The sequence below is a fragment of the Sphingomonas sp. Sph1(2015) genome, assembly GCF_001970915.1.
Classification (GTDB): Bacteria; Pseudomonadota; Alphaproteobacteria; order Sphingomonadales; family Sphingomonadaceae; genus Sphingomonas; species Sphingomonas parapaucimobilis.
This window is the reverse complement of the sequence record NZ_MQUI01000004.1, coordinates 119810-145678: the sequence shown is the minus strand read 5'-3', so window position 1 is coordinate 145678 and position 25869 is coordinate 119810. Positions and strand designations below refer to the sequence as shown.

Annotated in this window: 34 protein-coding genes; 18 read left to right on the top strand and 16 right to left on the bottom strand. The window is 66.6% G+C overall.

What is annotated here, in order from left to right:
• Positions 1-602, bottom strand: a 602-nt coding sequence (locus BSZ14_RS03165) for a trimeric intracellular cation channel family protein (RefSeq protein ID WP_198930441.1), incomplete at its 3' end; no start/stop codon positions are given.
• 157 nt (positions 603-759) lie between these two features.
• Between BSZ14_RS03165 and BSZ14_RS03160 the strand changes: the two genes are divergently transcribed.
• Both BSZ14_RS03160 and BSZ14_RS03155 read left to right on the top strand, forming a co-directional pair.
• Positions 760-1068 (top strand): glycine zipper 2TM domain-containing protein, encoded by a 309-nt coding sequence (locus BSZ14_RS03160; RefSeq protein WP_042484532.1) that lies wholly within the window; start codon positions 760-762, stop codon positions 1066-1068.
• Positions 1069-1244: 176 nt separating this feature from the next.
• Entirely contained in the window at positions 1245-1808 is a 564-nt protein-coding gene (locus tag BSZ14_RS03155) for a glycine zipper 2TM domain-containing protein (RefSeq protein ID WP_042484534.1), read from the top strand.
• A 58-nt stretch (positions 1809-1866) separates the two neighbouring features.
• Here BSZ14_RS03155 and BSZ14_RS03150 read toward each other — a convergent pair whose 3' ends face one another.
• The gene (locus BSZ14_RS03150) at positions 1867-2088 is read right to left on the bottom strand and encodes a hypothetical protein (RefSeq protein ID WP_042484536.1); all 222 of its coding nucleotides are present in this window, start codon (positions 2086-2088) and stop codon (positions 1867-1869) included.
• 184 nt (positions 2089-2272) lie between these two features.
• Here BSZ14_RS03150 and BSZ14_RS03145 point away from each other — a divergent pair, with 184 nt between their 5' ends.
• From BSZ14_RS03145 to BSZ14_RS03135, 3 genes are all read left to right on the top strand, one after another.
• Entirely contained in the window at positions 2273-3007 is a 735-nt protein-coding gene (locus BSZ14_RS03145; protein ID WP_083748061.1) for a hypothetical protein, read from the top strand.
• Positions 3008-3068: 61 nt separating this feature from the next.
• Entirely contained in the window at positions 3069-3443 is a 375-nt protein-coding gene (crcB, locus tag BSZ14_RS03140) for a fluoride efflux transporter CrcB (RefSeq protein ID WP_076709748.1), read from the top strand.
• The gene (locus tag BSZ14_RS03135; RefSeq protein ID WP_042484539.1) at positions 3440-4534 is read left to right on the top strand and encodes an RluA family pseudouridine synthase; all 1095 of its coding nucleotides are present in this window, start codon (positions 3440-3442) and stop codon (positions 4532-4534) included. The genes crcB and BSZ14_RS03135 overlap by 4 nt, the downstream gene beginning before the upstream one ends.
• 221 nt (positions 4535-4755) lie before the next feature.
• Here BSZ14_RS03135 and BSZ14_RS03130 read toward each other — a convergent pair whose 3' ends face one another.
• Positions 4756-5151, bottom strand: a complete 396-nt coding sequence (locus BSZ14_RS03130; RefSeq protein WP_042484542.1) for a glycine zipper 2TM domain-containing protein — start codon at positions 5149-5151, stop codon at positions 4756-4758.
• A 166-nt stretch (positions 5152-5317) separates the two neighbouring features.
• Between BSZ14_RS03130 and BSZ14_RS03125 the strand changes: the two genes are divergently transcribed.
• Genes BSZ14_RS03125 through BSZ14_RS03115 form a run of 3 tightly spaced genes read left to right on the top strand, consistent with a single transcriptional unit; the run spans position 5318 to position 6875 of the window.
• The gene (locus BSZ14_RS03125) at positions 5318-5983 is read left to right on the top strand and encodes an HAD-IA family hydrolase (protein ID WP_076709747.1); all 666 of its coding nucleotides are present in this window, start codon (positions 5318-5320) and stop codon (positions 5981-5983) included.
• Positions 5980-6195 (top strand): hypothetical protein, encoded by a 216-nt coding sequence (locus tag BSZ14_RS03120; protein ID WP_076709746.1) that lies wholly within the window; start codon positions 5980-5982, stop codon positions 6193-6195. The genes BSZ14_RS03125 and BSZ14_RS03120 overlap by 4 nt, the downstream gene beginning before the upstream one ends.
• Positions 6192-6875, top strand: a complete 684-nt coding sequence (locus BSZ14_RS03115) for an ATP12 family chaperone protein (RefSeq protein ID WP_076709745.1) — start codon at positions 6192-6194, stop codon at positions 6873-6875. The genes BSZ14_RS03120 and BSZ14_RS03115 overlap by 4 nt, the downstream gene beginning before the upstream one ends.
• Before the next feature lie 261 nt (positions 6876-7136).
• Here the strand turns inward: BSZ14_RS03115 and gmk are convergent, their stop codons facing one another.
• The 7 genes from gmk to rsmI form a co-directional block, all read right to left on the bottom strand.
• Positions 7137-7796: a guanylate kinase gene (gene gmk, locus BSZ14_RS03110; protein WP_198930439.1), complete on the bottom strand. Its 660-nt coding sequence runs from the start codon at positions 7794-7796 to the stop codon at positions 7137-7139.
• Between the two features lie 81 nt (positions 7797-7877).
• The gene (locus BSZ14_RS03105; protein ID WP_042484557.1) at positions 7878-8087 is read right to left on the bottom strand and encodes a hypothetical protein; all 210 of its coding nucleotides are present in this window, start codon (positions 8085-8087) and stop codon (positions 7878-7880) included.
• Positions 8084-8293, bottom strand: a complete 210-nt coding sequence (locus BSZ14_RS03100; protein ID WP_042484584.1) for a hypothetical protein — start codon at positions 8291-8293, stop codon at positions 8084-8086. The genes BSZ14_RS03105 and BSZ14_RS03100 overlap by 4 nt, the downstream gene beginning before the upstream one ends.
• Before the next feature lie 197 nt (positions 8294-8490).
• The gene (gshB, locus tag BSZ14_RS03095) at positions 8491-9453 is read right to left on the bottom strand and encodes a glutathione synthase (protein WP_076709744.1); all 963 of its coding nucleotides are present in this window, start codon (positions 9451-9453) and stop codon (positions 8491-8493) included.
• A 57-nt stretch (positions 9454-9510) separates the two neighbouring features.
• A complete protein-coding gene (locus BSZ14_RS03090; RefSeq protein WP_076709743.1) occupies positions 9511-9888 on the bottom strand; it encodes a YraN family protein in 378 nt (125 codons plus the stop codon).
• Positions 9889-9927: 39 nt separating this feature from the next.
• Positions 9928-10296, bottom strand: a complete 369-nt coding sequence (locus BSZ14_RS03085) for an STAS/SEC14 domain-containing protein (RefSeq protein ID WP_338012065.1) — start codon at positions 10294-10296, stop codon at positions 9928-9930.
• A gap of 47 nt (positions 10297-10343) precedes the next feature.
• Complete coding sequence (rsmI, locus tag BSZ14_RS03080; RefSeq protein ID WP_042484566.1) at positions 10344-11213, bottom strand: 16S rRNA (cytidine(1402)-2'-O)-methyltransferase; 870 nt, start codon at positions 11211-11213, stop codon at positions 10344-10346.
• 70 nt (positions 11214-11283) lie between these two features.
• Between rsmI and BSZ14_RS03075 the strand changes: the two genes are divergently transcribed.
• Together BSZ14_RS03075 and cutA are read left to right on the top strand one after the other, a co-directional pair.
• Positions 11284-12444 carry a penicillin-binding protein activator gene (locus BSZ14_RS03075; protein WP_089413568.1) on the top strand — a complete coding sequence of 387 codons (1161 nt, stop codon included), beginning with the start codon at positions 11284-11286 and terminating at the stop codon, positions 12442-12444.
• Complete coding sequence (gene cutA / locus BSZ14_RS03070; protein WP_076709741.1) at positions 12441-12758, top strand: divalent-cation tolerance protein CutA; 318 nt, start codon at positions 12441-12443, stop codon at positions 12756-12758. The genes BSZ14_RS03075 and cutA overlap by 4 nt, the downstream gene beginning before the upstream one ends.
• Before the next feature lie 6 nt (positions 12759-12764).
• Here the strand turns inward: cutA and hemW are convergent, their stop codons facing one another.
• On the bottom strand, positions 12765-13928 hold the full coding sequence (gene hemW, locus BSZ14_RS03065; RefSeq protein ID WP_076709740.1) for a radical SAM family heme chaperone HemW: 1164 nt from the start codon (positions 13926-13928) through the stop codon (positions 12765-12767).
• Between hemW and BSZ14_RS03060 the strand changes: the two genes are divergently transcribed.
• The gene (locus BSZ14_RS03060) at positions 13927-14547 is read left to right on the top strand and encodes a CAP domain-containing protein (RefSeq protein WP_241823612.1); all 621 of its coding nucleotides are present in this window, start codon (positions 13927-13929) and stop codon (positions 14545-14547) included. The two genes, hemW and BSZ14_RS03060, sit on opposite strands and share 2 nt — an antisense overlap.
• Before the next feature lie 33 nt (positions 14548-14580).
• A complete protein-coding gene (locus tag BSZ14_RS03055) occupies positions 14581-14967 on the top strand; it encodes a hypothetical protein (RefSeq protein ID WP_042484572.1) in 387 nt (128 codons plus the stop codon).
• A 140-nt stretch (positions 14968-15107) separates the two neighbouring features.
• On the opposite strand, the gene rdgB is transcribed toward BSZ14_RS03055, so the two are convergent.
• Entirely contained in the window at positions 15108-15734 is a 627-nt protein-coding gene (gene rdgB / locus BSZ14_RS03050; protein WP_076709739.1) for an RdgB/HAM1 family non-canonical purine NTP pyrophosphatase, read from the bottom strand.
• A complete protein-coding gene (gene rph, locus BSZ14_RS03045) occupies positions 15731-16447 on the bottom strand; it encodes a ribonuclease PH (RefSeq protein WP_076709738.1) in 717 nt (238 codons plus the stop codon). Before rph ends, rdgB begins: the two co-directional genes overlap by 4 nt.
• A 289-nt stretch (positions 16448-16736) precedes the next feature.
• Here rph and hrcA point away from each other — a divergent pair, with 289 nt between their 5' ends.
• Positions 16737-17777 (top strand): heat-inducible transcriptional repressor HrcA, encoded by a 1041-nt coding sequence (gene hrcA, locus BSZ14_RS03040; RefSeq protein ID WP_076709737.1) that lies wholly within the window; start codon positions 16737-16739, stop codon positions 17775-17777.
• A gap of 12 nt (positions 17778-17789) precedes the next feature.
• Entirely contained in the window at positions 17790-18335 is a 546-nt protein-coding gene (gene grpE, locus BSZ14_RS03035) for a nucleotide exchange factor GrpE (protein ID WP_076709759.1), read from the top strand.
• Positions 18336-18390: 55 nt separating this feature from the next.
• Here the strand turns inward: grpE and BSZ14_RS20230 are convergent, their stop codons facing one another.
• From BSZ14_RS20230 to BSZ14_RS03020, 3 genes are all read right to left on the bottom strand, one after another.
• Positions 18391-19515 (bottom strand): flagellin N-terminal helical domain-containing protein, encoded by a 1125-nt coding sequence (locus BSZ14_RS20230; RefSeq protein ID WP_076709736.1) that lies wholly within the window; start codon positions 19513-19515, stop codon positions 18391-18393.
• A gap of 287 nt (positions 19516-19802) precedes the next feature.
• A complete protein-coding gene (locus BSZ14_RS03025) occupies positions 19803-20264 on the bottom strand; it encodes a vgr related protein (protein WP_076709735.1) in 462 nt (153 codons plus the stop codon).
• A gap of 193 nt (positions 20265-20457) precedes the next feature.
• Complete coding sequence (locus BSZ14_RS03020) at positions 20458-20904, bottom strand: copper chaperone PCu(A)C (RefSeq protein WP_076709734.1); 447 nt, start codon at positions 20902-20904, stop codon at positions 20458-20460.
• 179 nt (positions 20905-21083) lie between these two features.
• Between BSZ14_RS03020 and dnaK the strand changes: the two genes are divergently transcribed.
• The 4 genes from dnaK to BSZ14_RS03000 all read left to right on the top strand — a co-directional run bounded on the left by dnaK (position 21084) and on the right by BSZ14_RS03000 (position 25846).
• Positions 21084-22982, top strand: coding sequence for a molecular chaperone DnaK (gene dnaK, locus BSZ14_RS03015; RefSeq protein ID WP_076709733.1), 1899 nt, complete (start codon positions 21084-21086; stop codon positions 22980-22982).
• Between the two features lie 180 nt (positions 22983-23162).
• Entirely contained in the window at positions 23163-24296 is a 1134-nt protein-coding gene (dnaJ, locus tag BSZ14_RS03010) for a molecular chaperone DnaJ (RefSeq protein ID WP_076709732.1), read from the top strand.
• A 93-nt stretch (positions 24297-24389) separates the two neighbouring features.
• Positions 24390-25247 carry a hypothetical protein gene (locus BSZ14_RS03005; protein ID WP_139330272.1) on the top strand — a complete coding sequence of 286 codons (858 nt, stop codon included), beginning with the start codon at positions 24390-24392 and terminating at the stop codon, positions 25245-25247.
• Positions 25248-25333: 86 nt separating this feature from the next.
• On the top strand, positions 25334-25846 hold the full coding sequence (locus BSZ14_RS03000) for a thioredoxin family protein (protein ID WP_076709730.1): 513 nt from the start codon (positions 25334-25336) through the stop codon (positions 25844-25846).
• The last annotated feature ends 23 nt before the right edge of the window (positions 25847-25869 follow it).

Genomic DNA, 25869 nt, shown 5'->3' with positions numbered 1-25869 from the left:
CCTTTCGCCGGATAAGCGGGCAAAGCGATCCGATATCGGATCGCCGCCCCGCGCAGCACGAACCCCGCCAGCGCCGCGATCGGCCCCGCACCCGGCACTCCCAGCTGCATCAGGATCACATAGCTGGTCGAGGACAGCGCGGCCGCCGTCACATACAGTTCCGGCCGCATCAGGATCGACGGCTCGCCCGCGATCACGTCGCGGATGATGCCCCCGACACAGGCCGACACCACCCCCAGCATCGCCGCCGGGATGGGGGGAATGCCATAGCCGCTCGCCTTCGCCGCGCCATAGACGGCATAGGCCGCCAGCCCTACCGCGTCGAACCAGTCGAGCGCGCTCCCCCGCCACCAGCGCTCCGGCGTCGCCCAGACCGCGACCGCCGCGATCAGGCAGACGAGCGGCACCCGCGCGTCATGCACCCAGAAGACCGGCGCATCGATCAACAGGTCGCGCAGCGTCCCCCCGCCGACCCCGGTGATGAGCGCGAAGAAGACGAGTGTGACCATCGTCTGGCGGTGCTTGGCCGCGACCAGCGCGCCCGACACGGCGAACACGGCCAGCCCCGCCAGGTCGAGCCAGGGCATCACGGCGGGCAGCATGGCGGTGGGTTGGGGCAGCATCGCGCACGACCCTAGAGCGGCCCTTCGCAGGGGGAAAGGGCGGCGCGTTGATGAACGTGACGTTATCTCCCGTTCATGCAACGGACAGTAGAAGTGGGACGTTACGGCGTCAGATCAATTTGAAAGGAAGTTTGTGATGCGGAAATTGATGCTTGCCCTGGGCTGCACCGCGATGGTCGTCCCCACGCTGGTCCTGCCGGTGACCGCCGCCGACGCGCAGCGCCGCTACAAGTATCGCGAATGGCGCGATGACCGTGGCCGCGTCCGCTGCCGCAAGCCGGACGGCACGACGGGGCTGGTCGTCGGCGGCGTCGCGGGTGCGCTGCTGGGCCGCACGATCGATACGCGCGGCGATCGCACGCTGGGCACGCTGGGCGGTGCCGCCGTGGGCGCGCTCGCCGGTCGCGAGATCGAGCGCGGCACGAGCAACCGCCGCTGCCGCTAACGGCCTTTCCCCCATGGCGGGGAAACAGGGGGCGTCACCTTCGGGTGGCGCCCTTTTTGGTTTGGAAAATCAAACAGATGATCCTGTCTCGATAGTGAACGCCCAGTAGTTTTCGGTTCACGCAACAAGCGGGATAAATGCGGGTTCTTCCTCCCATCATCAACGGGAGTTCGAGTATGCGTATTGCTCTGTTGACGGCGACGATCGCCGCCACCGCCTTTTCCGCCATTCCCGCCGAGGCGCAGCGCAACGGCTGGGAAGCGCGCCAGGAATATCGCGAAGACGTGCGGGACGCCCGCCGTGACTATAACCGCGACGTCCGCCGCGCCGATTCGCCGCGCGACATCCGCGAGGCGCGCCGCGAATATCGCGAGGACATTCGCGATGCCCGCAAGGATTATCGCAAGGACATGCGCAACGTCCGCTGGCGCAATTACGACTATAACCGTTTCGAGCCGGGCCAGCGCGGCTATTATCCCGAGCGCTATTATCGCGACGGCCGTTATTACCAGCCGCGCGCGCTCGGCCGGAACGACCGCATCTATCGCGGCATGAACGGCCGTTTCTATTGCCGCCGCAATGACGGCACCACGGGCCTGGTCATCGGCGGTCTGGCGGGCGGTGCGCTGGGCAATGTGATTGCGGGCGGCGGGTCGCGCCTGCTCGGCACCGTGATCGGCGCAGGCGGCGGCGCGCTGCTCGGCCAGCAGATCGATCGCGGTCAGGTCCGCTGCCGCTAAACCGGCGGACAGCATCAAGGACGGCTCGGCGGGGAGACCCGCCGGGCCATTTCTCGTTTTAGATGAATCCGCCGCCCAGCATCAGGCGGAGGCCGAAGATCAGGATAAGGATCAGGTTCAGATTGCGCCCCGTATCGCGCGACGACAATGCGCCCACCGCCGCGCCGACGATCGCTATGGGGATCACGAACCAGTAACCCCAGGCGAAAAAGGGCAGGAAGGGCACGATACCGAGCAAAAGCGCGACCAGGCCGATGACGACCGAAAACAGGTTCAGCATAGAAATAAAGATGGCGTGGGCTGGCCCTTTCTACAAGCGCAAGGGGGCGGCCTCGATCGACATTCATCCTGTTCCTCCCCTTGCAGGGGAGGAATGGGCGAGTGCTTCGATATCCCGCACTGGGGCATGACAAAGGCAAGAACCGTTAATGATCGCGTCGCCTAGCCGTGCTAGACCGCTCCCCATGATGGCGAAGTCGCACCATATCCTGATCCCGCTGGGCTGCCTGTTGCTCGCATCCTGTGGCGGCACGTCCGATGACGATGCGCAGCTCAATGCCCTGGACAACGAACTGGCGTCGATGAACGACGGCAACCCGAGCCGCGACCCGCAACTGCGCGAGGCGCTGGCCGGGCAGATCATGGTCGATCCCGGCCTCACCCAAAGCTCCAACGCCAATGCCGTGCGTCCGCCCAACCGGCCCGCGAGCGACCAGCTGCCCTCGCTGCCGCCGCCCGCCGATCCGGTCGATGCCCGCACGCTGAAGTCCGCGCCGGTGGCCGCGCGCGACTGCCCCGAATGCCGCGCCTCGGCCGGGGCCTTCACGCTGGCGGCCAAGGCCGGGCAGCAGCCGGGCAATGCCGCCTGCCTGTCGGGCCTGCGTTATTCCGCGACATGGGCGAACCGGATGCCGCAGGCCCTTGCCCCCTATCCAGGCTCGCGCGTGGCGGAAGCGGCGGGCAATGACGCGAATGGCTGCGGCTTGCGCATCGTCAGCCTGCGTACCGCCGCACCCGCCGCCAAGGTCATCGACTATTACTATACCCGCGCCAGCGGGGCGGGCTACAGCGCCGAGCACAAGCTGGACGGCGCGCAACATGTCTTGGGCGGTACGCGGGGACCGGCGGCCTATATGGTCTATGCGACCGCCCGGCCCGGGGGTGGCACCGACATCGATCTGGTGGTCAAGGGCCGCTGATCCCGACGTCCCGCGCTTGTCCTTTGCGCGGCTGACGGGGTTGCGCTAAGGGACGGCGATCATGTCACCGCTTCTTCTCGTAATGCTGGGCGGCGCATTGGGCTCGGGCGCCCGGCATTTGACCGGCCGCTACATGCTCCATGCGTTCGGCCCGGACTTTCCCTATGGCACGCTGACCGTCAACTGGGTCGGCGGTCTGTTGATGGGATTGCTGGCGGGCGTCCTCGCCCGGACCGGCGGCGCGGAAGGGTGGCGGCTGTTTGTCGGCGTCGGGATATTGGGGGGCTTCACCACCTTTTCCTCCTTCTCGCTCGATACCATCACCCTGATCGAACGCGGCCAGATCACGGTCGCGCTCGGTTATGTCGCCTTGTCGTTGCTGGGTTCGCTGGCCGCGCTTTGGGCCGGACTTTCGATAACAAGGATTTTCGCATGACGGACTCTGTCCGCCAATTCACGGTCGGCTATGACGATGACGGCATCCGGCTGGACCGCTGGTTCAAGCGGCATATGCCCGACACCAGCTTCACCACCGTCGCCAAATGGGCGCGTACCGGCCAGTTGCGCGTCGATGGTCTGCGCGCGACGCCGGGCGACCGGATCGCGGCGGGCCAGGTGCTGCGCGTGCCCCCCGCCGAGCCCGCGCTGGCCGAGAGCAGCAAGCCGACGATGCGGCCGCGCCACATCCTGTCCGAGGACGAGGAGTCGTTCGCGCGCGAGATGGTGATCCACAAGGATCGCGACGCGCTGGTCCTCAACAAGCCGCCGGGTCTGGCGACGCAAGGGGGGACCAAGACGACGCAGCATGTCGACGGCCTGCTCGACGCGCTGCAGTTCGAGGCGGAGGGACGGCCCAAGCTGGTCCACCGGCTGGACAAGGACACGTCGGGCGCGCTGCTGGTCGCGCGCAATGCCCGCGCGGCGGCGTTCTTCGCCAAGGCGTTTTCGGGGCGCACCGCCAAGAAGATCTACTGGGCGCTGGTCGTCGGCGTGCCCTCGATCGACGACGGCACGATCGAGCTGCCCATCGCCAAGCAGCCGGGCACCGGCGGCGAGAAGATGCATGTCGACGAGGAAAACGGCCAGTCGGCGCGCTCGCGCTACCGCGTGATCGAGCGGGCGGGCAACAGCTGCTGCTGGGTCGAGTTGCAGCCCTTCACCGGCCGTACCCACCAGCTGCGCGTGCATATGGCCGCGATCGGCCATCCCATCGTCGGCGACGGCAAATATGGCGGTGCGGCGGCGTTCCTGACCGGCGGGATCAGCCGCAAGATGCATCTGCACGCGCGCCGCATCCGCGTCGATCACCCCGATGGCGGCCGGATCGACCAGACGGCCGAACTGCCGACCCACTTCGCCGAATCGATGAACCAGCTGGGCTTTGACGAGATTCGCGGCGACGTCCTGCCCCAGGACGAGGATCGCGGCCCGCCGCCCAAGGAAGTCCTGAAGCAGCGCGCCAAAGCGCACGCCAAGCAGTATCGCAAGGAACGCCGCGGCGAACGTCGGGGCAGAGGTACGCGCTAGTATAATCCTCCCCGGAACGGGGAGGGGGACCATGCGCAGCATGGTGGAGGGGGAGCGCCGCAAGGGCTGTCCTGTGGCGCAAGCCCCCCTCCGTCAGGGCTGACGCCCTGCCACCACCCCGTGCCGGGGAGGATCAAGCATGGCAAAAAGCCCCGCCGACCTGGGTCGACGGGGCTTTCGTTTATCCAAGGGCGAGGGGGACATCCCCCTCGCCCCAAAGATTACCGGCAATAGCCGGGATTGTTCGACTTTTCGATCGCGTGACCGGCCAGCGCCCCGGCGCCGCCGCCCAGGATCGTGCCGAGGGTACGGTCGCCCCGCGTGTCGATCGTGCGGCCCAGCAGGCCACCGGCGATCGCGCCGACGATGGTGCCCGTGGTGCCGTTGTTGCAGCGCTGCGGACCACGGTTGTAATAGCCACGGTTGTAGCCTCCACGGTCATAATAGCCGCGGTCATAGCGCGGGCCGCGATTGTAACCGTCCGAATAGGCGTCGCCATAGGCGCGGTCGTAGCCGTAGCCGCGATCATAATAACGCTGCGCCGAAGCAGCGGTCGGAACCATGGCCGTCGCGCCGACGGCAAGGGCGGCGGCAGCGAGCGAAAGCTTCTTGAACATCACGATCTCCCTTGATCTTCAAACCGGCGGCGGCGGGGCGATTCCCGTCGTCGTTGAAGCCCTTATGGGTGATTCGCCATGTTCGGATGCTGAATACGGTTGTTAGCTGTTGTTCATCCGAAACGTCATGCTTCCCCCGCGCCACCCTTGCCGATAGGAGGGGGCGATGACGCGCCCGCGCCTTGCCCTGTTCGATTGTGACGGTACTCTGGTCGATAGCCAGGCCAATATCTGTCTCGCCGCCGTCGAGGCGTTCACCCTGGCCGGCCTGACCCCGCCGCCCGCCCCCGCAATTCGCCGGATCGTCGGGCTGAGCCTGGTCGAGGCGATGCGTGTGCTCGCACCCGACCAGCCCGACGCGATGCACCACCAACTGGCCAGCGACTATAAGGCGGCCTTCTTCCGACTGCGCACCGCGGGCGCGATGGAACCCGAGCCGCTGTTCGACGGCATCTCCGCCCTGCTCGACCATCTGGCGGGGGAGGGCTGGCTGATGGGCGTGGCGACGGGCAAGTCGGATCGAGGCCTCAAACGGGTGCTGGCCGAACATGGTCTGGCGGATCATTTCGTCACACTGCAAACCGCCGACCGGCACCCGTCCAAGCCCGACCCGTCGATGGTGCTGGCCGCCATGGCCGAGACCGGCGTGGCGGCGCAGGATGTCGCGATGATCGGTGATACGAGCTTCGACATGGCGATGGGCAAGGCGGCAGGTGCCTTCGCGGTCGGTGTCGCCTGGGGATATCATAACGTGACGGAACTGGTGAGCGCAGGCGCCGAGGTCGTGGCGCAAGAGGTTGCGGACCTACCCGCCCTGCTGGTGCGGTCATGAGCGGCGACACGCGCGCGCGGCGGCGCTGGTTCATCATCATGGGCGTGCGCCTGATCGGCGTGGCGGGCGCACTGTTCGGCGTGGTGCTGGCTTCGCGCGGGGTGGCATGGCCGCACAAGGCGCTGGGCGTCGCCATCATCCTGTCGGCGCTGGCGATGATCGCGATCGTGCCCGCCGGCCTGGCGCATCGCTGGCGGAGCGGGGGCGAATGAAGCGGTTCTGGACAAACGTCTCGGTCGATGCCGAGCGGGTCGTGCGGCTCGACGACCGGCCGGTGCGCACGCCGGGGCGGGTGCCGCTGGCGCTGCCGACGATGGCGCTGGCCGAGGCGGTCGCGGGCGAGTGGCGCGACGTCGAGGAAACGGTCGACCCGCGCGCCATGCCGCTGACCGGCCTCGCCAATGCGGCGATCGACCGGATCGGCGCGGACCCGGCGCCGTTCGCGGCCGGGCTGGCGCGTTATGCGGAGAGCGACCTGCTCTGTTACCGCGCGGACTCGCCGCCGGAACTGGTGGCGCGGCAGGATGTAGTGTGGAACCCGCTGCGCGACTGGGCGCGGGATCGCTACGACGTGCATTTCACCCTGGTGACGGGGATCATGCACCAGCCCCAGCCTCCCGCGACGGTCGAGCGGCTGGCGCAGGCCGTGGCGGCGCTCGATCCGTTCCGTCTTGCCGCGCTGTCGCCGGTGGTGACGATTACCGGCTCGCTGGTGCTGGCCCTGGCGCTGCTGGAGGGGGCGGCGGAGGCCGATGCGATCTGGACCGCCGCGCATGTCGACGAGGATTTCCAGGCCGAGATCTGGGGTGAGGATTACCTCGCCGTCGAAGCGCGAGAGGCCAAGCGTCGGGAGTTCGACGCGGCAGTGAAGTTCTTGAAGGCGCTGGGATAAGTTTGTTTCGAGGGCAGGGCGTGGGCTTCGACTGCGCTCAGCCTGAACGGGAGTCGAGGGTGGTTGCCACCTATCCCGCGCTCCGTTCACACTGAGCGAAGTCGAAATGCATGGGATGCGCGTCCGGCGAGGGTTTCCCTTGGGCTTCGACTACGCTCAGCCTGAACGGGGGCAAGGAGACGTGGGAGGGAACCCCGCGTGGGTTGTCACCCGTCCTACACTCCGTTCGCACTGAGCGAAGTCGAAGTGCCCGCCCCGCGCTTACTTCGTCGTCAGCTTCCGGATGAACCCGATCAACCCGGTCTGGCGCGAGCGCTTCAGCCGCTCGGCTTGCAGGATCGTCTTCACGCCCTGGAAACACTGCTCCACATCGTCATTGACCAGGACGTAATCATAGCCGTCCCAGTGGCTGACCTCGTTGGTCGCGCGGGCCATGCGGGCGTCGATCACCTCGACCGAGTCGGTCGCGCGGCGCTCGAGTCGCTGGCGCAGTTCCTCCATCGAGGGGGGGAAGATGAACACGCGGACCACGTCGCCGCCCGCGATCTGGAACAGCTGTTGCGCGCCCTGCCAGTCGATGTCGAACAGCACGTCCTTGCCCGCCGCCAGCATCGCCTCGACCTGAGCGCGCGGCGTGCCATAGCGATTGTCGAAGACATGCGCCCATTCGAGGAACTCGTCATCCGCCACCATGCGGCGAAATTCCTCGAGGTCGACGAAGTGATAGTCCCGGCCGTCCTCTTCGCCCGGCCGGATGCCGCGCGTCGTTGCCGACACCGACATTTGCAGGCCGTCGTCATCGGCGAGCAGCTTGCGCGCGATCGTCGACTTGCCCGCACCCGAGGGCGAGGACAGCACGAACAACATGCCGCGGCGCTTCAGCTTGTGGGGATCGTCGGGATGGGCGGGCGAGTTTGGCATATCTGCCTTTGACGCACGCGGTTGCAGCGCGTCAAGACATGCTTGACGCGCTGCGGTATCGCTTTGTCTGGAAGCGAGGCCTTAGAAGCGGTTGCCCGCGACCTTTCCGGCCTTGTGCCGGTCATAGGCCTTCTTGGCCGCATAGCCGCCGCCGAGCAGCAGGCCGAGCGGACCCAGGCGGCGTATGCCGCCGACGGCCAGCGCACCCAGCGCCGCACCCTTGAAGCCGTCATTGCCTTCGCGGCGACCGATTTCACGCCCGACGAGTGCGCCGATAATACGTCCGATCATGCTGTTTCTCCAAAAACCCGGTCCTTGATCTCACCCGCGCCGCGCAGCACCGCCCAGCCCACCGCATAGGTGATGGCGAGCGGCAGCACGACTTTCAGGACATTGGCGGTCACCGCACCGATGATCGCGCCGTCCGCGACACCGTCATCACCCGACATTCCGTCAATGGCGGCGCCCACCATGGCGCCGATGGTCGTTGCACCCATGCTCATGCCCTTCGTTGCTCGGGGAAGGAAAAGCATGGGGGGGCGATGGGTTCCGTCGGGAATAATCCTCCCCGGCACGGGGAGGGGGACCATGCGCAGCATGGTGGAGGGGGCGTGCCGCACGGTACGTCCATTGCGGCATGCCCCCTCCGTCAGGCCTTCGGCCTGCCACCTCCCCGTGCCGGGGAGGATTGCGTTCAGCCCTTCGCCGCGACCTTTGCCTCGATCGCGTCCCAGATCAGGCCCGCGACATCCGTCCCGTCGAACGTCTCGATGGCGACGATGCCGGTGGGGGAGGTGACATTGATCTCGGTCAGCCATTCGCCGCCGATCACGTCGATCCCGACGAACAACAGCCCGCGCCGCTTCAACTCCGGCCCGAGCACCGCGCAGATTTCACGCTCACGCTCGGTCAATTCGGTCTTCTGCGCCGAGCCGCCGACCGCCAGGTTGGAGCGGATCTCGCCCTCGCCTGGCAGGCGGTTGATCGCGCCCGCGACTTCGCCGTCGATCAGGACGATGCGCTTGTCACCCTTGGCCACGGCGGGCAGGAACGCCTGCACCATATGCGGCTCGCGATAGGCGGTGTTGAACACCTCGATCAGCGCGGACAGGTTCGCGCCGTCGCGCCCGACCTTGAAGATCGCCTTGCCGCCATTGCCGTGCAGCGGCTTGATGACGATCTCGCCATGCTCCGTCAGGAATGCCCGCGCCTCGTCCAGCGAGCGGGTGACCAGCGTCGGCGGCATGAACTGCGGATAGTCGAGGACGAAGACCTTTTCCGGCGCGTTGCGCACGCTGCGCGGATTGTTCACGACCAGCGTCTTCTCGGCGACCCGCTCCAGCAGGTGGGTCGCGGTGATATAGCCCAGGTCGAAGGGCGGATCCTGCCGCATCAGCACGACATCGGCCGCGTCGCCCAGGTCCAGCTTCACCGGCTCGCCGAACCGGTAATGGTCGCCCGCGACGCGCTGCACGGTGACGGGATGCGCCTTCGTCCAGAGGTGCCCGTCCGACCAGTTGAGGTCGCCTGCGTCATAGTGGAACAGAGTGTGCCCGCGCGCCTGGGCCGACAGCATCAGTGCGAAGGTCGAGTCCCCGGCGATGTTGATCTGGTCCATCGGGTCCATCTGGACGGCGACGGTCAGCGGCTTGGACATGGGGGCTTCCTTCCTTGAGGTGTTGCGGACGGGAGGTAATCGCTGCCCGCGCGCCTGTCACCCACACCATGCGTTTTCGATGTGACGCGGCCGCGTGCCCGGCGCGAGCAGGATGACGTCGACCCGGATATCGTCGCCCGGCCCGGCATAGGTCGCCATCAGCACCTCGGCGGCGGCCGCGACCCGTGCCAGCCGCCGCGCGTCGATCGCGAAATCCAGTTCGGCGGCGGTCTTGCGCGTCTTCACCTCGACAAAGGCGACCAGCGATCCGCGCCGCGCTACCAGATCGATCTCGCCCGCAGGCGTGCGCACCCGGCGGTCGAGGATCGTCCAGCCCTTCAGCCGCAGCCACCAGGCGGCGAGGCGTTCGCCGCGACGGCCCGCTTCTTCGGCGGCACGGCGATCACGGCGGGGGCGGGCGGAGGGCGGGGGCATTGGCCCATGCTATCCAAGGATAACGGCGTGGGCGAGCGATTACTCCGGCGCGGTCAGCCAGGCCAGGCTGTCCTCGGCGGGATCGAACACCCGCAGATAGGGCTGGGTCATCAGCCGCCGGATCTGTTGCCGCCCGATCGCGCTGCCGTTGATCATCGCGATCCGGCTGGCGCGGGGAAAGTCGCGCAGCGCCTCATGGACCGTCATGATCGCTTCCTTCGGCTGGACGCTGATCGCCGACATGTCGATGCGCAGGCGATAGCCGGGGCGGAAGCCGCTGCGCCGGAACGCCTCGACCAGTTCCTGGGCATAGCGGTTCGCGACCTCGGGCGTGAAATGCCCGGTCCATTGGATGTCGAGCAGGTTGATGTCGTGGCGAAACTGAAAGGCGTACATGGCGGTTCCCATGTTCCTCCCTGCGCCATCGATCCTTGCCGAATCGCTAATGCAGGCGCCTAGTCGCTTGAACCGCCGTCCTTCATCGCCAGCGCGCGGGCATAGAGCGTCTTGCGGTCAAGCCCCAGCGCCTTGGCGACTTCGCTCGCCGCGCGGCCGACGGGCAGGCGGGTCAGCGCCTCGGCCAGCGCGGCGTCGGCATCCTGTTCGGTGGCGGGCGGCGCTTCGCCCGGCGGGGCGACGACGATCGCGATCTCGCCCTTCGGCCCGCCCTCGGCATAGCGCGCGGCGAGGGTGGAGAGGGTGCCGGTCACGGCCTCCTCGAACTTCTTGGTGATTTCGCGCGTCACCGCCGCCTCGCGGTCGCCGAGTCCCTGGGCCAGGGCGGTCAGCGTCGCCGCCAGACGCGGACCTGATTCGTAGAGGACCAGGGTGGCACGGATGCTGGCGATCTCGGCAATGGCATCGGCGCGCGCCTTTTCCTTGGGTGGCAGGAAGCCCGCGAACAGAAAGCGATCGGTCGGCAGCCCGGCCAGCGTCAGCGCGGCGATCGCGGCGCAGGGGCCGGGGATCGTCACCACCGCATGGCCCGCCGCCCGCGCGTCGCGCACCAGCTTGTATCCGGGATCGGAGATCAGCGGGGTCCCGGCGTCGGAGACGAGCGCCACCGCCTGGGTCGCCATGCGCGCGATCAGGCCGGGGCGGACATGCTCGGCATTGTGGTCGTGATAGGGCTGCATGGGCCGTTTCACCCCGATATGGCGGAGCAGCCCGGCCGTCACGCGACTGTCCTCGACCGCAATGATATCGGCGTTTGTCAAAATGTTGGCCGCACGCGGAGACAGATCGCCGAGATTGCCGATAGGGGTCGCGACGATGTACAGGCCGGGTTCGAGAGTGTTTTCGATTTGGGTCACGGGGATCGTCATGACAGAGGCAGGGCTGTTCGTACAACCGGGGGCCGTCATTCGGGGCCGCTTCCCATTTCCGACGGGGCGTATGGGGCGCGCCGTCGCGCTGGCGACGACGCTGGCGCTGGCCGCCTGTCAGACGATCGTGCCGCGCGGGCCGGTGGAACGACCCGAGTCGCGGCCGGTGCCGACCACCCCGCGCCCCTCGACCGAGCCGGAGGCGGGGCTGCCCCGTGACACCGCGCGTCATCGCATCGCGCTGCTCGTGCCCTTGTCGGGCAGCAATGCCGGGGTGGGCCAGTCGATCGCCAATGCGACGATGATGGCGCTGCTCGATGCGCAGGCCGACACGATCCGCATCACCAATTACGATACCGCGAACGGCGCGGGCGCTGCGGCGCAGAAGGCGATCGCCGAGGGCGCGCAGCTGATCCTGGGGCCGCTCTTGTCCGAGGATGTCCGCGCCGTCGCGCCGATCGCGCATACCGCGCGGGTGCCGGTCATCAGCTTTTCCAACGATGCGGGCGTGGCCGGGAACGGCACGTATCTGATGGGCTATACCCCCGCCCAGTCGATCGACCGGGTCGTCACCTATGCGCGCGGACGCGGCGTCACGACCTTTGCCGGGCTGGTTCCCAACGGCCTTTATGGCGAACGGGCCTCCACCGCCTTCCTGCGGGCGGTCGAAGGGGCGGGAGGGCAGGTCGTCTCGCTCCAGCCCTATGGCCGGGTCGCGGGCGGCATCGGCGCGGCGGCCCAGCGGCTGAACGCCAAGGCTCCCTATGACGCCGTGCTGATCGCCGATGGCGGCGCGACGGCGGCGGCCGCCGCGCCCATCCTCAAGCGCGGGCCGGGGGCGAACACGCGGCTGCTGGGCACCGAATTGTGGAATTCCGAATCGGGCATCGCCGCGCGCGCCGCGCTGAACGGTGCGTGGTTCGCCAGCGTCTCCAACACGCTCTACCGCCAATATGCGACCAAGTACCGCGCCCGCTTCCGCGCTGCCCCCTATCGTTTGTCGAGCCTGGGGTATGACGCGGTTCTGCTGACCGTGCGGATCGCGCGCGACTGGAAGATGAACGCGCCCTTCCCCGAAGCACGGCTGCGCGCCTCGGACGGCTTCGCCGGGATCGACGGCGCCTTTCGCTTCGGCCGCGACGGCGTGGCCGAACGCGCGCTGGAGGTGCAGGAACTGCGCGACGGCACCGCCGTGACCGTCAGCCCAGCACCGACCGGGTTCGGGGGATGATTGGCGAGGCCATCGTCGTGATGTGCGCGGTCGGCAGCCGCGACGAAGCGGCGGGGATCGCACGGGCGCTGGTCGAACAGCGGCTGGCGGCGTGTGTCCAGATGATGCCGGTCGAAAGCTGGTATCGCTGGGACGGTGCGGTCCAGCATGAGCCGGAAGTGATGCTGCATATCAAGACGATACGCAGCCGCTTCGCCCGACTGTGCGAGGCGATCGAGGCGCTGCACAGCTATGACGTGCCGGAGATCGTCGCACTGCCGATCACCGAAGCATCGCCGCGCTATCTGGAATGGGTGCGCCAGTCTGTCTGCTGAGGCGACTCAGTCCTCCGTCAGCACCACCTCACGCAGGATCGCGTCGAGCAGGAGCGCCCCCGCTTCGGTGACGATCAGCCGCTCGCCGTCCAGGCGGACCAGACCCTGTCGCGCCAGGGTGGTGACGGCGGCGTGGTTCACCATCTCGCGTCCCTCGGCCAGTGCGGCGACGCGGGACAGGTCGACGCCTTCGGCCAGGCGCAGGCCCATGACCAGCGCTTCGGTCGCGCGGGTGGCCGGGGGGAGGGTTTCCTCCAGCTCGATGCCATGGCCGTTGCGGTCGACGGCACCCATCCAGTTTTCCGGCTTCTTGCGCCGCGCGGTGGCGACGCCTTCGCGGCGGCCATGCGCGCCGGGGCCGATCCCGGCATAATCGCCGTAACGCCAATAGGTCAGGTTGTGGCGGCTCTCCGCGCCGATTCGGGCATGGTTGGAGGTCTCATAGGCGGGAAGGCCTGCGGCGGCGGTGATCGCGCGCGTCGTCTCGAACAGGTCGGCGGCGGCATCGCCGTCCGGAATGACCAGCCGCCCGGCCGCTGCCTCGGTATGGAAGCGCGTGCCCGGCTCGATGGTCAGCTGATAGAGCGACAGATGCTCGGTCCCATAGCCGATCGCCCGGGTCAGCTCGGCTTCCCACTCGGGCAGGGGCTGGCCGGGACGGGCATAGATCAGGTCGAAGCTGACCCGCCCGAACTGCTCCTGCGCGGTCTGGAGCGCGCGCAGCGCCTCGTCCACGCCATGCGCGCGACCCAGGAAACGCAGCGCCTCGTCATCCAGCGCCTGCACGCCCAGCGAGGCGCGGTTGACCCCGGCGGCGGCGAGATCGGCGAAGCGCGCGGCCTCGACCGAGGAGGGATTGGCCTCCAGCGTGATCTCGATCCCCTCGGCAAAGCCCCAGTGGCGCTCGGCCGCGTTCAGGATCGCGGCGACGGTGGCAGGCGGCATCAGCGATGGCGTGCCGCCGCCGAAAAAGATCGAGGTCAGCCGCCGTCCCGGCAGAATGGCGGCTTCATGGGCCAGATCGGCGAGCATCGCATCGGCCCAGGCGGCCTGGTCCACCGACTCGCGGACATGGCTGTTGAAGTCGCAATAGGGGCATTTGGAGACGCAGAAGGGCCAATGGACATAAAGCGCGAGCGGGGCGGGGGACGGCGATATTGCGGAGGACATGATGCGCCCCGATATGGCGGGGATGCGCACGCTTCGCCATCTCTTATCGTTATCGGCCGCCGCGATCCTGCTGGCGGGATGCGGGCCGATGATCCCCTCGCAGACCGGCGGGGTGGAGCGGCCGCCGCCCCGGATCGTCGAGCAGCGGACCTCGGATGCGTCCGCGCCGCGTGGGGCCGGGTTGCTGCGTCAGGCCATGCTGAACGGCCACCGGGCGGCACGGGCGGAAGTCGGTTTGCGCCCGCTAGTCTGGGACGAGGGGCTGGCGGCGAGCGCGCTGGCCTATGCGCAGGACCTGGCGCGCACCGGCCGTTTCGAACATGCCGAACAGCCGCAGGGACCGACGCGGCAGGGCGAGAATCTGTGGACCGGCACGCGCGGCGCCTATCGCTATGACGAGATGATGGGGCATTGGGTCGCCGAAAAGCGCGACTTCGTGAATCTGCCCGTGCCGCAGGCCAGCCGGACCGGCCGGTTCGGCGATGTGGCGCATTACACACAGATCGTCTGGGCGCGTTCCACGGCGGTCGGTTGCGCGATGGCGAGCAATGCGCGCGACGATTTCCTCGTTTGTCGCTATAGCCCGACCGGCAACGTCTTCGGCGAGCGGACTTTCTGACTCGGCCGGGCATGACGGGAAGGTACTGACGCGATGGCGAATCCCTATGATCCGATGGCGTGGATATCCTTCTGGACCGCACCCGCACGATTCGCGGTGATGGCGGGTGAGTCGATGCTGAGCGCGCAGAGCGTCATCGCCTCGCGCATGGGCGCGATGGCGACGGGCACGTCTTCGGCGGCGGAAATGACGCTCATGGTCAGCGAGAAGGTGAAGGCCTTCGACCAGTCGGCGAAGGTGTGGAACCGGGATCAGGCGGCGTTGTCGCGGCTGTCGCGGCACGACCCGCATGGGAACATGCTGGATGCCTGGGAAGCGATGGCGCGCGCGATGCTGATCGGCGCGTCGATGCCGGTGCAGGCGATGGCGCCGGTTCACAAGGCGGTCACGGCGAACCAGAAGCGTTTGGCGAAGGGGTAAGTCTTAAATCCTCCCCGGTACGGGGAGGGGGACCAGCCGCAGGCTGGTGGAGGGGGATCACCACATAGGTCATCCTCTGCGGAAGCCCCCCTCCGTCAGGCCTTCGGCCTGCCACCTCCCCGTGCCGGGGAGGATTTTTTTCAGAACACCGCCTTTACCAGCTGCCCGAAGGCATCGGCGCGGTGGCTGATGCGGTTCTTTTCGTCCTGATCCATCTCGGCGAAGGTTTCGCTATAGCCGATCGGCTGGAAGATCGGGTCGTAGCCATGGCCCTTGTCGCCACGTGGCGGCCAGACGATCGTGCCGTCCACACGCCCCTCGAACCATTCGACATGACCATCGGGCCAGCCGATCGCGAGCGCGCAGATGAAATGCGCCGCGCGGGCCATATCGGGCTCCTCGTTCAGCCGATCCTCGACCGCGCGCATCGCCATGCCGAAGTCCTTCTCCGGCCCCGCCCAGCGCGCCGAGAAGAGGCCCGGATCGCCGCCCAGCGCCTCGACGCACAGACCGCTATCGTCCGACAGGGCGGGCAGGCCCGACAGGTCGGCAGCGGCCAGCGCCTTCAGTTCGGCATTGGCGACGAAGGTCGTGCCGGTTTCCTCTGGCTCGGGCAGGTCCAGGTCACCGGCTGCGATCACCTCCATGCCATAGGGCGCGAGGAGTTCGCGGAATTCCACGATCTTGCCCTTGTTATGGCTGGCGAGGACCAGCTTGCCCGGCGTCAGCTTGCGGATCGCCTGGCGGCCGCTTCCTTCGCCGCTCATGCGCGGATCGCCCGGTCCTGCGCGGCGAAGATCTCGTTGCAGCCCATACGCGCGAGACGCAGCAGGCGCAGTAGCGCCTCTTCGTCATAGGTCGCGCTTTCGGCGGTCGCCTGGACCTCGGCGATATGGCCGTTCTCGATCAGCACGAAATTGGCGTCGGCATCGGCGGCCGAATCCTCGATATAGTCGAGGTCGAGGACGGGCGTGCCCTGATGGATACCGCACGAGACGGCCGCGACCTTGTTGCGGATCGGGTCGCTGGCCAGCTTGCCCTCGGCCATCAGCTTGTTGACCGCCATGCGCAGCGCGACCCAGGCGCCCGAAATGGCGGCGGTGCGGGTGCCGCCATCGGCCTGGATCACGTCGCAGTCGATGGTGATCTGCCGCTCGCCCAGCGCCTTCAGGTCGCAGACGGCGCGCAGGGAACGGCCGATCAGCCGCTGGATTTCCTGGGTACGGCCCGACTGCTTGCCCTTGGCCGCTTCCCGGCTGCCGCGCGTATGGGTGGCGCGGGGGAGCATGCCGTACTCGGCCGTGACCCAGCCTTCGCCCTTGCCGCGCAGGAAGGGGGGGACTCGCTCTTCGACGCTGGCGGTAACGAGCACCTTGGTATCGCCGAACCCGATCAGCACCGAACCTTCGGCGTGGCGGGTGAAGTTCGGTTCGATGGTGATGGGACGCATCTGGTCGGGCATCCGGCCGGACGGGCGCATAGTCTTCTCCTTGTTCCTTGAGGACAGCCCTAACCGCCCCCCGCCTAGAGCGCCAGATGGGACGGTGGCGATCGGAAGACGACAACCTTCTTCTCTGCGCCCTCTGCGCCTCTGCGCGACAAAATAGTTCACGCGAAGCCGCGACGCCGCGAAGAGGGGACTGGAAATCTTCGCGCCATCGCGGCTTCGCGTGAACAATCTCTTTTTTTGCGCGCAGAGGACGCAGAGAGGAAGAGAGTGTCTTCCGATCGCGGTTGAGTGGTGTGGGGCTAATACCTACATTTCCGTCATGGTCACACTTCCGATCACCGAGCTGACCGACCGGGCACGCGATATCTTTCGTGTGGTGGTCGACAGCTATCTGACCAGCGGCCAGCCGGTCGGGTCGAAGACCATCGCGCTGTCGGGGATCAACCTGTCGCCCGCCTCGATCCGCAACGTCCTTCAGGAACTGGAGGAGCGCGGGTTGCTGGCGGCGCCGCATACCAGTGCGGGACGGATGCCGACCGATATGGGGCTGCGGCTGTTCGTCGACGGCATGATGCACGCGATGGAGCCCAGCATCGAGGAGCGCGCCGCGATCGAGGCACGCGCCGCGCGCTCCGGCCCGGTCGAGGAGGCGCTGGCGGCGACGACGGCGGTGCTGTCGGGGCTGTCGGCCTGCGCGGGCCTTGTCATGGTGCCCAAGCGCGAGATGAAGTTGCGCTCGATCGGCTTCGTGCCCCTGTCGCCGATCCAGGCGCTGGCCGTGCTGGTCGCGGAGGATGGCGCGGTGGAAAACCGGGTGCTCGAACTGCCGCCGGGCATGACGGGATCTGCACTGGTCGAGGCGGGCAATTATCTGTCCGCCACGCTGGCGGGCCTCACGCTGGGCCAGGCGCGCGAGCGGCTGGAGCGCGAGCTGGCGGCGGGACGTGCGGCGCTGGACGGTGCGGCACGCGCGCTGGTCGAACAGGGGCTGGCCGTCTGGAGCGAGGATGGCGAGCGGCGTCCGATCCTGATCGTGCGGGGGCAGGGACGGCTGATCGATGCCGCCGCCGCCGCCGATCTGGAGCGGGTCCGCGACCTGCTCGACGATCTGGAAGGCAAGCAGGAAATCGCGCATCTGCTCGATTCGGCGCGCGCGGGCGATTCGACCCGCATCTTCATCGGCGCGGAGAACAAATTGTTCGCGCTGTCCGGGTCTTCGGTGATCGCACGGCCTTTTCGGGGGCTGGACGGCCAGGTGGTCGGTGTGGTCGGCGTAATCGGGCCGACGCGGTTGAACTATGCCCGCGTCGTGCCCATGGTGGATTTCACGGCGGCAACGCTCGCCCGGATGATGGGCTGAACAGGGATTATGATGAGCGACAACACGACCAACGAAACCCCGAACGACCTGCGCGAAGAGACGGCCGAGGCCGCGCCCGAAGTGGCCGTGCAGGACCGCGTCGCCGAGCTGGAGAACCAGCTGGCCGAGGCCAAGCAGCAATATCTCTATGCCCAGGCCGAGAATCAGAATGTCCGTCGCCGTGCCGAGAAGGAAGCGGTCGACGCGCGCAACTATGCCGCGACCGCGTTCGCGCGCGACGTCCTGTCGGTCGCCGACAATCTCCAGCGTGCGCTGCAGGCGATCCCGGCCGATCTGCGCACCGATGACAAGTGGAAGGGGCTGGTGACCGGCCTCGATGCGACCGGCCGCGAGCTGGACAGCGTGCTCGGCCGCCACGGCATCACCAAGATCGAGGCGATGGGCCAGCCGCTCGACCCCAACAAGCATCAGGCGATGATCGAAATGCCCTCCGACCAGGAACCGGGCACGATCGTGCAGGAGATGCAGTCGGGTTACATGATCAAGGACCGCCTGCTGCGCCCAGCACTGGTCGCGGTGGCGAAGAAGCCGGAATAATCAGGTTTTCTTGACCGATGACGAAAGGGCGGTCCTGCGGGGCCGCCCTTTTTCGTTACTGGCCGAGCAGTTTCAGCACGTCCTTCTGGCTTTGATTGGCCTGGGCGAGCATGGCGGTCGAAGCCTGGGCCAAAATTTGGGCGCGGGCGAGTTTGACGGACTCTTCGGAATAATCGGTGTCGGCGATGCGCGAACGCGCTTCCGACAAATTGGTGGTGCCGCTGGTCAGGGTGGAGACAGCGGATTGCAGGCGGTTTGCAGTTGCGCCGAGTTGTCCTTGGACGCTCGCCACCGTCGTCAACAGGTCGTCGATGCGTTTGAGCGTATTATCGGTGCGATAGCGGTTGGTAACGTTGAGCTCGTCGGTCAGCGAGAAATTCCTGTGAGCGTCATAATCAATTAGATTATTCTGATTGTTGTAATAGACGCCGCTGTTTTTGAACCATTGATCGCCATTTTGCGTATAGACAATACGGCCTATATCATTCCTCGTGATGTAATCTCCCGCAATGCGCCCACGCGCCATATAATCGTCAAACGTTACAAGATGCGAGGTGGGTCCGGTATAGGGCTGTGTTATTCTTACTGGATTGTCGAGTGGGCCATCATAGTCCCATGTTGTATTGACGCGATCTCTGAGGAATTCCGTGGGAACGGGAGGGATGGAAATTGGAATCGTGTCGGTGATATTCGGTCCAGCCTGTACGTTAAGCTTTACGCTAGCATCGACCAACTGGTTATTGCTGTCGTAAACCGGCGCATTGGCGTTGAACAACGCCACCCCGTTGAATGAGGCGTTGCGAAGCGTCTGGTCGATCTGCGTCGACAGCGCGGTCACTTCCAGCTGAAGCGCCGCGCGGTCGCTCATGCTGTACGTCCCCGATCCCGCCTGCACCGCCAGCTCGCGGATCCGTTGCAGCATGTTGGACACCTCGGTCAGCGCGCCGTCGGCGGTCTGGACCAGCGAGACGCCGTCCATCGCGTTGCGGATGCCCTGGGTCATGCCGCGAATCTGTGCGGTCATGGAACTGCTGATCGCCAGCCCGGCCGCATCGTCCTTGGCCGAATTGATCCGCTGGCCCGAGGACAGTCGCGCCATGGATTGCGCCAGATCGGTATTGGCGCGCTGCGTGGCCGCCATCGCTCGAAGCGCGGCGCCATTGGTGTTGATGACCGTCATGGTAACTCCCATCCCCTGACGTGCGCGGGAGGCCCCGCGCGCGAAAAAGATGGTTGACGAAATTAACCATGATCGAACAATCCGGGCTTTTCCCGGATATGGGCGGGCGGTGTGGTTCGTCCGGGTGCGGGATTTTCCCTCCCCCATCCCCTCCCGCCTGCGGAAGGGGTGCGATGCTCGGCGGCCTTAGGGACCAACGATAAGGCGGCGCCTGCGGGTGCGGCAGGCACACCCCTCCCGCAGGCGGGAGGGGATGGGGGAGGGCATTCGCCCCAGGCGGCAACGCGTCAGTCCATCCCCTGAAACGGCACCAGTGTCCGATACTGCGCCAGCGGCGGCGCCCCCGCCACCACCGCCCCGCGCTTCAGCAGAAAGGCATGGCGGACGATCTCCGCCTGCTGCTCGATCCCATAGCGATCGAAACGCTGCCCCGGCTTCAGGCAATAGGTGTAGCGGCAAAAGGGATGGCGTTTCAGCGGCAGGAACAGGCCCTGCTGGTGCTGCCAGATATGCACCATCTCATGGATGAACAGCCCTTGCTCATGCAGCGGGCAAGCGCCGAAATCCTCGCGCCACAGATCGCCCCTGGGATGGAAATGGATGCAGCCGGTGGGCGCCATCACCGTGTCGCGTGGCTGGAAAAACGCCCATTTGGTCGGCGACAGGTGAACCCGGGCATAGTCGATCGCGTCGCCGAAGACGGACCGGGCCAGCGTTTCTTCCGCGGGGGTGAGGAGGCGCTTGGTCATGACGCCCAGATGGGGCGCATCGAGAGGGTAGGAAAGGGGCAGGCCGCCCGCACGGCCCGCCCCCATTCTTCAGCTCCGGCGCGCGGTCAGCCACTGGGTGTTGGTCAGCGGCCTGGCGACGATACGGACCCCGCCTATATGGCCGAAATAGCCGTCCTTGCGCGTCGGCGAGTTTTTCCCGTGGTCCGAGAGCTTATTTCCCCGGAGCCGGATCGCCCGCCGCGATCACCCGCGCGCCTTGGCGCAGGCGGGTGCCGTCCGAAAAGGTCAGGAGCAGCGACAGGATGCGTCCCGGCTTCACCCCCTGGTTCATGTCGTACAGCATCACATGCCGCCCGCCCGGCTCGAAGGCGACGGTGGCCCCGGCCGGGATGGGCACGGAATCGACCTTCTTCATCGCCATGCCGCCCTCATGCATCTCGCTGGTGATCGCGACGTCGCTGCTCACCCCGATCAGGTCGAGCGGCTTGGGGCCGCCATGCACGATGAAATAGGCCGCCGCCGGACGCCCCGGCACGGCGGCCAGGCGGACCCAGCCCTCTTCGGTCGAAAGTTCGGGCTTGGCGGAACAGCCACCCAGCGCCCCCACCGCCATCGCTCCGGCAGTAGCCCAGAGGCCCAGAAAAACAGCGCGACGCATGGCAAACCTTTCCGTTTCGGCAAATCCCGAGACGACCCTAGGTTCCATCCAATCTTGCGGCAACGGATCGCCCACCTATATCCGCCTTCGTGAACGGGGTTTTCGGTTGCCGCTTTCGGGACCGGACGGCCCCGGCATCCGACTTTCAGACTATGTTCTCGAGGGGCATTTAGAGACTTATGGCAAAAGTGATCGGCATCGACCTCGGCACCACCAACAGCTGCGTCGCTGTCATGGAGGGCGGCAAGCCCAAGGTCATCGAAAACGCGGAAGGCGCGCGCACCACGCCGTCGATCGTCGCCTTCGCCAAGGATGGCGAGCGCCTGATCGGCCAGCCTGCCAAGCGCCAGGCGGTGACCAACCCCGACAACACCATCTTCGCGGTGAAGCGCCTGATCGGCCGTCGCTTCGACGATCCCGTCACGAAGAAGGACACCGAGCTGGTCCCGTATTCGATCGCGCGCGGCCCGAACGGCGACGCGTGGGTCAATGCGGGCGGCAAGGATTACAGCCCGTCGCAGATTTCGGCCTTCACGCTCCAGAAGATGAAGGAAACCGCCGAATCGTATCTGGGCGAGACGGTGACCCAGGCGGTCATCACCGTGCCTGCGTACTTCAACGACGCGCAGCGCCAGGCGACCAAGGACGCCGGCCAGATCGCGGGCCTCGAAGTGCTGCGCATCATCAACGAGCCGACCGCGGCCGCGCTGGCTTACGGCCTGGAGAAGCAGGACGGCAAGACGATCGCGGTCTATGACCTGGGCGGCGGCACCTTCGACATCTCGATCCTCGAGATCGGCGATGGCGTGTTCGAGGTGAAGGCGACCAACGGCGACACCTTCCTGGGCGGCGAAGACTTCGACAACAAGATCGTCGAGTTCCTGGCGTCGGGATTCCAGAAGGACGAGGGCATCGACCTCGCCAAGGACAAGCTGGCGTTGCAGCGTCTGAAGGAAGCGGCCGAGAAGGCGAAGATCGAGCTGTCTTCGGCCCAGTCGACCGAGGTCAACCTGCCCTTCATCACCGCCGACCAGAACGGCCCGAAGCATCTGGTGAAGACGATCACCCGCGCCGATCTGGAGCGTCTGGTCGAAGACCTGATCCAGCGCACGCTGGAGCCCTGCAAGAAGGCGCTGGCCGATGCGGGCATGAAGGCCGACGAGATCGCCGACGTGGTGCTGGTGGGCGGCATGACCCGCATGCCGCGCGTCCGTGAGGTCGTGAAGAACTTCTTCGGCAAGGACCCGCACACCGGCGTGAACCCCGACGAAGTCGTCGCCATGGGCGCGGCGATCCAGGCGGGCGTGCTGCAGGGCGACGTCAAGGACGTGCTGCTGCTCGACGTGACCCCGCTGTCGCTGGGCATCGAGACGCTGGGCGGCATCATGACCAAGATGATCGACCGCAACACGACGATCCCGACCAAGAAGAGCCAGGTCTATTCGACCGCCGACGACAACCAGAATGCGGTGACGATCCGGGTCTTCCAGGGCGAGCGCGAGATGGCGCAGGACAACAAGCTGCTGGGTCAGTTCGACCTGGTCGGCATCCCGCCCGCGCCGCGCGGCGTGCCGCAGATCGAGGTCACGTTCGACATCGACGCCAACGGCATCGTCAACGTCTCGGCCAAGGACAAGGGCACCGGCAAGGAGCAGCAGATCCGCATCCAGGCGTCGGGCGGTCTGTCGGACAACGACATCGACCAGATGGTCCGTGACGCGGAGAAGTTCGCGGAAGAGGACAAGAAGCGTCGTGCCGAGGCCGAGGCGAAGAACAACGCCGAGTCGCTGATCCACACGACCGAGCGCCAGCTGGCCGACAATGGCGACAAGATCGACGCGTCGCTGAAGTCGGAAATCGAGGCGGCGATCGCCGAGACCAAGACGGCGGTCGAGGGTGGCAACCCCGACACCATGAACGAGAAGGCGCAGGCCCTCGCTCAGGTCGCGATGAAGATGGGCCAGGCCATTTACGAAAAGCAGCAGCAGGGCGAGGCTTCGCCCGCCGCTGATGCCGGCCAGGCCAAGCAGGACGATGTGGTCGACGCCGAATTCTCGGAAGTCGACGACACCAAGTAAGACGGTCGGCCCGGCTCCCCCTTCGGGTGGGGCCGGGCCTTCGGTTCAGAATTTGCGAATACCGCCCCGGCCATTCGTTCCGGGGCATGAAGTGGCGAAGCGCTTGGGCGGTCGCTCCGTCCGGCCTGAGGGCACGGTCGGCCAGCGAGGCGCGCACGGGCGGACGGGGCGAGACCGGGCATGAGCACGACGATCGACTATTATGAACTGCTCGAATGCGAGCGCACGGCGGACGATGCGACGATCAAGTCGCGGTATCGCAAGCTGGCCATGCAGTACCATCCGGACCGCAATGCGGGCTGCAAGGACTCCGAGGCCAAGTTCAAGGCGATCAGCGAAGCCTATGACTGCCTGAAGGACCCCCAGAAGCGGGCGGCCTATGATCGCTACGGCCATGCCGCGTTCCAGCAGGGCGGCATGGGCGGCGGCGGCGGTCACAGCGCGCAGGACTTCGGTGCCTTTTCGGATATCTTCGAAAGCGTCTTCGGCGAATTCATGGGCGGCGGACGCGGCGGCGGGCGGCAACAGCCGCGTCGCGGCGCGGACCTGCGCTACGATATGGAAATCTCGCTGGAAGAGGCATTCCACGGAAAGCAGACCGAGATCACCGTCGATGTCTCGGCAGCGTGCGACACGTGCGACGGCACGGGCGCCAAATCCGGGACCAGTGCCAAGACCTGTCAGCAGTGCGGCGGCCACGGCAAGGTCCGCGCGCAGCAGGGCTTCTTCGTGGTCGAGCGGACCTGCCCGGTCTGTCAGGGCGCGGGCCAGATCATCGCCGATCCTTGCCCCGATTGTCGCGGGGAGGGCCGCGTCGAAAAGACCAAGACGCTGGCCGTCAACATCCCGGCGGGCGTCGACGAAGGCACCCGTATCCGCCTGACCGGCGAAGGTGAGGCAGGCGCGCGCGGTGCCCCGGCGGGCGACCTCTACATCTTTCTTCACGTCAAGCGGCACGCCCTGTTCGAGCGCGAGGGCACGACCCTGTTCGCGCGTGCGCCGATCAGCTTCACCACGGCGGCGCTCGGCGGCTCGCTGTCCATCCCCGGCCTCGACGGCCGTAGCCATGAGATCAAGATTCCGGCGGGCATCCAGTCGGGCAAGCAACTTCGCCAGCGTGGCGCCGGGATGCCCGTCCTGCAAGGGCGCGGCACCGGCGACCTGGTCATCCAGATCGAGGTCGAGACGCCGACCAGGCTGTCGACCCGCCAGCGCGAACTGCTCGAACTCTTCCGCGAGACCGAGACGGGCGACGAATGCCCCGAAAGCCAAGGCTTTTTCGCCAAGTTGAAGAGTGTCTTCGCGGGGGAATAACCGGAATTTCGGCTTCTTCCATTGATATTCAACACTATAGGCCGGAGGAGGTGTTTCCTCTGGCTTTGTTGACGTGCGGCCATCATCGGAGTCATGATCGTATCGCGACTTTTGGGAGAAGGCTTCGCGATGTGTCGGCTATCCGGATGTTTGTTCGCCCTGGGTGTGATCCTTGCTGACCCTGTGTCGGCACAGGGCGAAAAGTTGCGCAATGTCGAACAGAACGCTTTGCCTGACGGCGGTTCCTCCGACGAGATCATCGTCAAGGCGCTTAGTCTTCCACGTGACAAATTGCCCGTCAATGTCCGCTGGGCACCCGTCGACAATACGCAGATCAACATCGCCTATGAGCGCGCAGACACGTTCCTAGGCTGCGCCTTTGCCAAGGCCAGCCGTGATTGGCTGCGCAAGGCGGTGGAAGGGCCACCTGACTTCGCCAGCACCCGATATGCCCAGGGTATGGTCATCCAGACCCACTGGGGCTGCTATCCCCCGCCGGGGGATCGTCCGGCGTGGAACCCGGCGGAGATGGGGGGCAGCTTTCTCCATCGCGGAATCCTTCTCGAACGGACGCTGCGGCAGTTTGCGCCCGACGCGTCATTGGATGCGGCCCAAACCTTCGACCCGAAGGTGCGGGCGCGGTTTCGGAAGGTGGAAACCGAGCATAATCGGTATCGTCAGAACCCCGAAATGTCAGGCTATATCGTGGCCGCCTGCCTGGTTCAGACCCAGCCGGTCCTTGCCACCCGGCTGGTTCGGTCTCAGCAGGGCAGCGATCTGGAGCGCGGGCTGGAACAGGCGATGCTCGTCAATTCGACCGAATGCCTTGAGGGGGTGAAGAAGCTCAGCATCGAGCCGACGACGTTGCGACTGTATCTTGTCGATGCCTTTTATCGCTGGGTGTTGACGGCACGCAATGTCTCGACCTTGATCCCGGAGCAGGGGGTATAGCCGACGCGGCACCGCTCTCAAGCAAAGCCATATTGCATTGCGGCGACGGGCGCGCTCCAATGGCGCATCGAATGAGGGAGATTGTCATGTCGCCGTGGAAAGCCGCCTTGCCCCTGCTCGCTGCGTGCGTGCTGCTCCCCGCCGCCTCGCCGGTATCGGCTCCGCGTGTCGGGGTTTCCAGTTTCGAGGACCTGCGCAAACCGCTGCCGCTGCCCTATCATGCCGGTGACGCCAAGGCGGAGATCGCGGCGGCGCGGGTGCGGGCGGCGAAGGCGCATAAGCGGGTGTTGATCGATCTGGGCGGCAACTGGTGTCTCGACTGCCGGTTGCTGGCCGGGGTGATGGAGACGCCGCAGATGCGGAGCTTCGTTGCGAAGCATTTCGAGGTGGTGACGGTCGATGTCGGCCGGTTCGACCAGAATATGGATATTCCGGCGGCTTACGGCATCAAGGGGCGGCTGGCGGGCGTGCCCGCCGTGTTGATCGTCGATCCCAGGACCAACAGGCTGGTCAATGCGGGGCGAGAGACGGCGCTGGCCGATGCGCGGGCGATGACGCCGCAGGCGGTGGCGGACTGGCTGGCCGGTTGGGTGGGGTGATTTGAGGCCCACAGGCCGGTCGC